Below are 8,446 nucleotides of genomic sequence, written 5' to 3' on the forward strand. Positions count from 1 at the left end.
AAACTGCATCTGCGCTCGATTATTCATGAGCTGCTTTGGTTTCTCAAAGGCGATACCAACATCAAATACCTGAAAGACAACAACGTTTCCATTTGGGACGAATGGGCGGATGAAAACGGCGATTTAGGCCCGGTTTACGGCTACCAATGGCGCAGTTGGCCTGCACCCGATGGCCGCCATATCGACCAAATTGCCAATGTGGTGGAACAAATCAAGAAAAATCCCGACTCGCGTCGTCTGATTGTATCGGCATGGAATCCGGCTTTGGTCGACGAAATGGCCTTGCCGCCTTGCCACGCGCTGTTTCAGTTTTACGTTGCCAACGGCAAACTGTCTTGCCAGCTTTACCAACGCAGCGCCGATATTTTCCTTGGCGTACCGTTCAATATCGCCAGCTACGCATTGTTGACCATGATGATGGCCCAAGTATGCGGACTGGAAGCAGGTGAGTTTATCCATACGTTTGGCGATGTGCATTTGTACAGCAACCATATCGAGCAGGCCCAGCTACAATTAAGCCGCGATTTCCGAAACCTGCCGACCATGAAAATCAACCCTGAAGTCAAAGACTTGTTTGAATTTAAATTTGAAGACTTTGAATTGGAAGGCTACGATCCGCATCCGCATATCAAAGCAGCCGTATCGGTGTAATCTAAGTTGAAAATAAAAAGGCCGTCTGAAACTTCAGACGGCCTTTTGTTTAGGCAGGTTTATTGACGTTTCGCGCCATAGCCACCGATTAAGTGTTCGGTCGCATCTTTGTTTTTCAAGCCGTAAGTGCCGCCAATTTCTGCAGCATTGGGGCCGTAGAATTTGCCGTTCAGGTTGCCGCTTAACTTGTCATCGGCCGTGCTGACTTTGCCGGAGAAGAGGTTGCCGTCTTTCCAGCTTGCCGTACCTTTGAAATCGTAGTTTTTATCTGCTTTGGATACGCGCTTATCATTTTCCAAAGTGTGGAAGTGTGAGTTTGACGTTTCAAAACGGACACCTTTGAGGCCGAAATCAACAATAGCCATGACATTGGAAGTCAACTGACGATTGTTATTGTCGGTAACCACATAGGCAGTGGAAATACCTTTGTAGGTGGCTGTACCTTTAGCAGGCAGGGTCGTGAAGACAGTTTCATCGCCCAAGCTTTGATAGCCTTGATATACATGTCCTTTAGGGTCGGCGTAATGCGCGAAGGTTTGATATGTCCAGCCGGCCGCAGAAGGATCATGCAACACAATTTTGGTGCCGTCATCAAAATTGATGACATAGACACCGTCGAATTGTTTGTCAAAAACTAAGCCATCTTGGTCTGGACGGAAATAAGCTAGATCCTTGCTGGCTTTTTCATTCATTTCTGCTAGTTTAGCCCGAACTTCAAGATTTTTAGCGTGTAAAGTATTTAATTCTTCAATCTTTGCTTTGATCTCAGTTACTTTTTTATTGTTAACTGGGCCAGCTTCTGGATTTTCTTCTTTTTCAAGCTTTTCTTGTTCAGCTTTTAACTTTTTAGAAATTTCAACAATACTGTCATCCAAAGTTGATTTGCCGTATGCGAATTCGGTATTTTTCTCTTTGCCTTTTTGTTCGCTGACATCAGTTTGAGTATTGCCTTTTGAATATACTTTGGCGATAACAGAAGCGGAACTTGTCCATGTAGGTTGGGTTGCGCTGCCATCAGAGGTCTTATTAAATAACACAACGCCGTCCATTTTGACTTCATCATTGTTGTTAAAGTCAATAGAGCTGATCAGGCCATTTTGGTTGCGGTCTTGATTGTCTGTTTGGAACATTTTGCCTGCGGCATCTTTGCGGATTTGTACGTTAGGGTTGGATTGTTGTGCACCTTTGGAAGATATGAAATGTGTGTGCAAAGGCTGGCTAACGTTGGCCGGATCGATTGGGGCTTCATCGGTCAGTTTGGCGAGGTTGTCGGCACTGTTAGTAAGCGTAGTAGATGGCGCTTTCGGAGTGTTGGCATTGCTGTTGTTGGCAGGATTACCATTGTTACTAGCAGAGTTGCCGGTATTATTGGTAGGAGTTGCGCCGGTGCTTAAAGCAGATGAACCGCCGCCTCCGCCACCACCGCATGCGGACAAGATGGCTGCGCTGATGGCTGTAAAAACGATGGTTTTAAGTTTGGTTTGGATGTTTGACATGAGATTCCCTGTATAGTTATTCGCTTGATGAAAAGGTCGGAGAGATCGTTTATCTGATTTTTAAACCTTTAATGCCCGATAATAACCATAAATCATAAAAAAATAAACAGTTTGTTTGCATTTCTGTACAAAAATTAATCAAAGGGAAGGTGATTAGGTAGATATTTTTTTAGTTAATTGTTTTATATGGATTTATTTTAAATATTTTAGTGAGTTCTATAGCTAGTCTGTTTCTTTTTAACAAACTTTTCAGACGGCCTTTTGAAGATAAAAAAGCAGTCGGACTTTATGGATGCTTTTCTCTCAACGGATAAGCGTATTTCCGTTAAAATACGCCTTCTTTTCCGATTCGAAACATTGCCATGCGTCTTACCCACATCAAACTCTCCGGCTTCAAATCTTTTACCGACCCGACCACGATTCATGTGCCGGGGCAGCTTGTTGCGGTTATCGGGCCGAACGGCTGCGGCAAGTCGAATGTGATTGACGCGGTGCGCTGGGTGTTGGGCGAGGCTTCGGCGAAGCAGCTTCGCGGCGAGAGTATGCAGGACGTGATTTTTAACGGTGCGGCGACGCGCCGTCCTGCGCCGAGGGCTTCGGTGGAGCTGGTGTTTGACAACAGCGACCACAGTTTGCAGGGGGCGTGGGGGCAGTATGCCGAGGTGAGCATCAAGCGGCAGCTGACGCGTCAGGGCGAATCGACTTATTTCATCAACAATCAGACCGTGCGCCGCCGCGACATTACCGATTTGTTTCTGGGTACGGGCGTGGGCGCGCGCGGTTATGCCGTTATCGAGCAGGGGATGATTTCGCGCATCATCGAAGCGCGGCCGGAGGAATTGCGCGCCTATATCGAGGAAGCGGCGGGCGTGTCCAAATATAAGGAACGCCGTAAGGAGACGGAAGGCCGTCTGAAAGACACGCGCGAGCATTTGCAGCGTTTGGGCGATTTGCAGAACGAATTGGCGCGTCAGGTGGAAAAGCTGGAAAAACAAGCCGAAACCGCCGAACGCTACAAATCCCTGACCGCACAGCTGAACCAGCAACAGGATTTGCTCGATTACGCCCAATGGCAGCAATCGCTTGCCGCCGCCGACAAAGCGACCGCGCAGCATCAATCTTTGCAGGCGCAGCAGGACGAAACCGCCGCGCAGGTTCAGGCGTTAAACGACGAAGTACACGCCTTACAGACCGCCGAACAATCGCAGCAGCAGGCGGTACATGAATTGAGCAACAAACGTGGCGTGTTGCGCGAGCAGATTGCCCGTTTGGAAGAACAAATCCGCCATCAACAAAACCTGCACCAACGCATCGAACGCGACAAGCAGGCGGCGCAGGCGCAGTTGCAACGCATCCATCAAGAGCAGCAGCAAATCCGTGTCAAGCTGGAAGAAAACGAGTTGCAGGTTGAAGAAAAGCAAACCGAGCTGGCGGAATGGGCGATGCAGGTTGCCGAACATGAAGAGCGTCTGCCCGAATTGGAAGAAGCCCAAGCCACGCTCAACGCTGCCTTCCAAACCCAGCAGGACGAGGCAAACCGCATCCGCCGCGAACTGGCGTTGAAGCAGCAGCAGCTTGCCCATGCCGAACAAACCGTTGCCAAGCACGAAGAGCGCAAAGGTCGTCTGAAACAGGAAAACCAAGCTCTGAACCTGCCCGACGAGGCCGAAACCGCCGCCGCGCAGGAAGCCGCCGCCTTGTTGCAAAGCCAGCAAGAGCATTACGAAGAACAAATCATTGCCGCCGAAGACGCCTTACACACCGCCCGCGAGGTGTTTCAGACGACCTCAAACCGCTTCCAAAGCCTGAAGCAGCAACACATTACCTTGCAGGCGCAGCAGCAGGCGTTGTCGCAAATCCTGTCGCAACAGCAGGAAGCCGCCGACTTCTGGCAGGCAACCGACCACACCGCCGCGCCGCAACTGTGGCAACACATTACCGCGCCTGCCGAGTGGCAGCACGCCTTGTCCGTCATCCTTGCCGAACGCCTGCATGCCCGCGCCGTGCCGCACGGCTTCGTCCCCCCCACACCTTTGCCGCAGGGGCAGGCGGCATGGCTTTCAGACGACCTCTCCGGCGGCTTCAAAAAATCCCTGCCCGTACAGGCATTGTTGAACCAAATCCAAGTGCAGCCTCCGTTTCAGACGGCATTGCACCACTGGCTCGACGGCGTATTGTGCGCGCCTGATTTGAGCTACGCCCTCGCGCATCAAAGCGATTTGGGCGCACACCAAATCTGGCTCACGCCCGAAGGCCATCAGGTCGATAAAGTCAGCGTCCTGCTCTATGCCAAACCGGCGCAGGAAAGCCTGATTGCCCAAAAAGCGCGCCTTGACGGTATCGCGTCCGAACTGGAAAAACTTGCCCCCGAACTTTCCGCCGCCGAAGCCGCGTTCAAACAGGCGGAAGCCGCCGTGGGCTCGTCCGAAGTGCAGCACAAAAACCTGATGCAGCAGCAACAGCAACACACGCGCCAATACAGTCAAGCGCAGCAACGTGCCGCCGAACTTCTGGCGCGCATCAACCAAGGGCAAATCCGCCGCGAACACATCGAGCGCGAACTGGCGCAGTTGGCAGAAGAGCAGACCGTGTTGCAACATACTTCAGACGGCCTTGCAGACGACATTGTTACCTTGCAAGAGGCCGCCGCCGAACTCGAACACCAACAGCAAACTGCCACACACAGCCGCCAAGAGCAGCAAGGCCGTCTGAAACAGGCGCAGCTTGCCCTGTTGGAAGCCAATCGCCAATATGGACTGGCCGAAGTCGCCGTTCACAAGCTCAATCAGCAAAAACAAAACTACCAACAGCAAATTGCCCAGCTTGAACAGCAAACCTTCGACTGGCAGGAACGCCAGCAAGAGCTTGCTCTCGCCTATGAAACCGAGTTCCAAAACGACGAGCAGCACATCAAGCTTGAAGAATTGAGCGAAGCCGTACAGACCTTGGACGAAGAATATATTGTCGTACAAGAAAAACTCGCGCAGATTCAGGAGCAGGGCAGGGAGCAATACGCTAAAGTGCAAACCCTGCAAACCCAGTTGCCACAGCTTCAGGCCGCGACCCAAACCGCTCTGTTGCAACAGCAGGAAGCCCTGATTAACGCCAAACGCTACCATCAAAACCTGACCGAACGCGCCGCCGATTTCGATGCACTCGAAGCGTTGGCGAAAGAATCGCCGAAAGTATTGAACACTAGCATCGGCAGCCTCTCGCAACAAATCGAAGCCCTCGGCGCCGTCAACCTCGCCGCCCTGCAAGAACTCGAAGAAGCGCGCGAACGCGACGGCTACTACCGCAGCCAGAGCGAAGACGTACAGGCAGCCATCGCACTTTTGGAAGAAGCCATCGCCCAAATCGACGACAAAACCAAAGAGCGTTTCAAAGAAACCTTCGACGCTGTCAACGGCAAAGTCCAAACCTTCTTCCCGACCCTGTTTGGCGGCGGCGAAGCCACCCTCAAAATGATAGGCGACGACCTCCTGACCGCCGGTGTGTCCATCATGGCGCGTCCGCCCGGCAAGAAAAACAGCACCATCCACCTGCTCTCCGGCGGCGAAAAAGCCCTCACCGCCATGAGCCTCGTGTTCGCCCTGTTCAGCCTCAACCCCGCCCCCTTCTGCCTTCTGGATGAAGTCGACGCTCCGCTGGACGACGCCAATACCTCGCGTTTCTGCAACCTGGTCAAAGAAATGTCGGCGCAAACCCAGTTCCTCTACATCTCCCACAACCGCCTGACCATGGAAATGGCGGAGCAGCTGGTCGGCGTAACCATGCAGGAAAAAGGCGTATCGCGCATCGTCGCCGTGGACATCAAACAGGCGTTGGAAATGGCGGAGCCGAATTGAGGTAAGAACAAAGGCTGACGATTAAGAAATTCTGATGGCTAGTTACACAATTAAGTGAGCCTGAATGGGGAGAACTTTAATTTTTCCTTAAAGCAATAAAAAGGTCGTCTGAAAACTTTGGGTATAGTTTTCAGACGACCTTTTTATTCACTTCTACTCTAAAACTGTTTAGAAATATCGATAAACAAGCGATGCTGGTTTTGACGGTAATAAAAATGATTGCTGTGGACATGTGTCCAACCCCAGTTCAGGCGCGGAGTAAAGCCTTTCCAGGACAACTTTTTATGACCCGCTGACAAATGGACGTAGGTTTCACGGTCACTTCGTTTGATATTGAAAATATCTTCTGCCTGATAGCGGCGGTGCTGTACAGTAGTATTGAGTGAAGTAACAAGCTTGCCTGACTTGCCCCATGCTTTTGTCCAGCCTGCACGCAGATTTTTATATTTATAGGCATCAGAACGGTCACGCGCACTGTTGTATCCTTTTCCTGCGCCAAATACGAAATATTCACCACTCTTACGATAATAGAGGGCTGATATAGAGGCAATATGGTTTGCGCCGTTTAAGAATTTTCTTTCTTTATGTTTACGGTAGCCGGACTGCCATGCACCGAATACTTGCCATTTGGGTGATAACACACGCGAATAGCGCAAAATACCGCCTGATGTATTGGAGTAGGGCTCTGTACCATACCAGCGCTTTTCATAAAATGGCGATAAGGAGATTTCCTGAGTATGATTACGCCAGCCGGCACCGGTTTCAGCACGTACCGTTAAATCATCATAATCATGCGCATCCCAATAGAATTTGCCACCGGCAGACAGGTTTTTTTTCCAGACCCAATGCCCATTGAGCGGAGTATTTTTTTGTGCAGAAACATCGTAGGCAATACCGTTTGCTGTACGAGGCGCTTCAAACTCAAAACCTCCGTACACACGTTCGCGCGGCGTTCGGGCAATATTATTATCTCGAACGTAGGAAATATTACCGTCAAAATTCCAAGATTTATCTTTTTTTAAAAATTTATCAAATTCATTCAAATATTGCAGTGTTGGTTCAGGTAGGTCGGGAGTTTTGTGGACTTCTTGTAACTCTTTTGCTGCGTCACGCGTTTTTCCGTCTTGTGAAAGGGTTAATGCTAATTGTAGGCGTACAGGAGAGTAGTCAGGATGATTGGCAAGGATATTCCGAAAATTCTGTTCTGCTACTTTGTACTTTCCATCTGCACGGGAAAGAATTGCATCTGCATAGGAAGCCATGGTTTCGTCGTGTCCGGTCATGCGACGGTAGAGTGGCAATAGGAAACGGATGTTGTCAATATTTTGGCGTGCAATAGCGGTATCCATTGCATCAGTTAAGATTTCAGGTTGTTGGAGCAATTCTTCTGATGACATGGAAATTGGTTGTTGCTCAACCTGATTGTCTTCTTGCAGAGTTTGTTTTTCAGCCTGGCGGATTTGATTATGGTTTAGGTCGGGCTGAATTTCATCGTGTGGTGTTGGTGCTGCTGAGGCATAGTGTACCGCAGCGCATAAAATTAAAGCCAAAGTTGGATAGCGCATATTTTTTATTTCGTTTTGGGGCGTTTGAGCATGGTAAAAATTCTTTCAGACGGCATCTTGGTAAAACAAACCGCCCGGCAGGTGCCGGACGGTTGAAAGCGGCAGATTATTGTTTTTTCGCGCCGAAAGAGCCTTGGTAAACACTATTCTCATGCTCAGCACTAAAGACACCACCTAGTTCTGCAGCTTTAGGACCGAAGAAATTACCCTTCATACGGATACCGTCTTGCTCGCCGCTGAAGGATGAACCGGAAATTTTACCGGAAACAGGAATGCCATATGGATGATCAATTATGCCTGAGATGGTTTTACGACCGAAATCAACATCAAATTTAGATGCGCCTGTTGTATAAGCTGCACCTTGAAGCAGAATGGCATCACCGACATAAGATGCTTTGCCAGAAGTTGGCATAGCATCTGCACCACTAGTTGGCGTAATATTACCAATAGCAAAAGAATCATGATGAAGTGTTGGTTGATAAGTAGGGCTAATAATGCCGACAGTTTGTGCACCGAATTGAACATGGCTGTATTTACGTCCGCTCAAGACAGTTTGACGGGTAGACATTTTGTCTTCGGTAGGAGCAGTTTCTCTATAGAAGAGAAATGCTGCATTGGCTTTGGATAAATCAATTTTACGACCGTCAATGGTAACACTAGCATTCATCTTGCCTTGAGGGGTAACGTATTTTGCAGTGTTATAGGATGCATTTGTTGAAGTCATTGCATTACCGCCAACAGCTGCGCTAGGTGTTGGTTGAGACGGAGTAGTCGGTTTAGCTGGAGTTGTAGGAGTGGTCGGTTTAGCCGGAGTTGTAGGAGTGGTCGGTTTAGCCGGAGTTGTAGGAGTGGTCGGTTTAGCCGGAGTTGTAGGAGTGGTCGGTTT

Annotated in this window: 5 protein-coding genes; 2 read left to right on the forward strand and 3 right to left on the reverse strand. The window is 49.6% G+C overall.

All coding sequences use genetic code 11. The annotated features are described in order from the left end of the window. Positions 1-651: thymidylate synthase (locus ACTHSP_RS12245; RefSeq protein ID WP_440346178.1), on the forward strand; the 651-nt coding region annotated here is incomplete at its 5' end. A 59-nt stretch (positions 652-710) separates the two neighbouring features. Here the strand turns inward: ACTHSP_RS12245 and ACTHSP_RS12250 are convergent. After that, a complete protein-coding gene (locus tag ACTHSP_RS12250) occupies positions 711-2,147 on the reverse strand; it encodes a transferrin-binding protein-like solute binding protein (RefSeq protein ID WP_314513749.1) in 1,437 nt (478 codons plus the stop codon). A gap of 362 nt (positions 2,148-2,509) precedes the next feature. Between ACTHSP_RS12250 and smc the strand changes: the two genes are divergently transcribed. Then, on the forward strand, positions 2,510-5,995 hold the full coding sequence (gene smc / locus ACTHSP_RS12255) for a chromosome segregation protein SMC (protein ID WP_440346179.1): 3,486 nt from the start codon (positions 2,510-2,512) through the stop codon (positions 5,993-5,995). A gap of 158 nt (positions 5,996-6,153) precedes the next feature. Here the strand turns inward: smc and ACTHSP_RS12260 are convergent, their stop codons facing one another. Both ACTHSP_RS12260 and ACTHSP_RS12265 read right to left on the reverse strand, forming a co-directional pair. Then, positions 6,154-7,560 (reverse strand): surface lipoprotein assembly modifier, encoded by a 1,407-nt coding sequence (locus ACTHSP_RS12260; RefSeq protein ID WP_314513955.1) that lies wholly within the window; start codon positions 7,558-7,560, stop codon positions 6,154-6,156. A gap of 106 nt (positions 7,561-7,666) precedes the next feature. Beyond that, a partial coding sequence (locus ACTHSP_RS12265) for a transferrin-binding protein-like solute binding protein (RefSeq protein ID WP_440346180.1) occupies positions 7,667-8,446 on the reverse strand: 780 nt, incomplete at its 5' end.

The organism is Neisseria sp. P0001.S005 (assembly GCF_051963715.1).

Excerpts from the sequence above, each read along its gene's own strand:
- ACTHSP_RS12250 (WP_314513749.1), bottom strand. The coding sequence starts at position 2,147 with ATGTCAAACATCCAAACCAAACTTAAAACCATCGTTTTTACAGCCATC.
- smc (WP_440346179.1), top strand. The coding sequence starts at position 2,510 with ATGCGTCTTACCCACATCAAACTCTCCGGCTTCAAATCTTTTACCGAC.
- ACTHSP_RS12260 (WP_314513955.1), bottom strand. The coding sequence starts at position 7,560 with ATGCGCTATCCAACTTTGGCTTTAATTTTATGCGCTGCGGTACACTAT.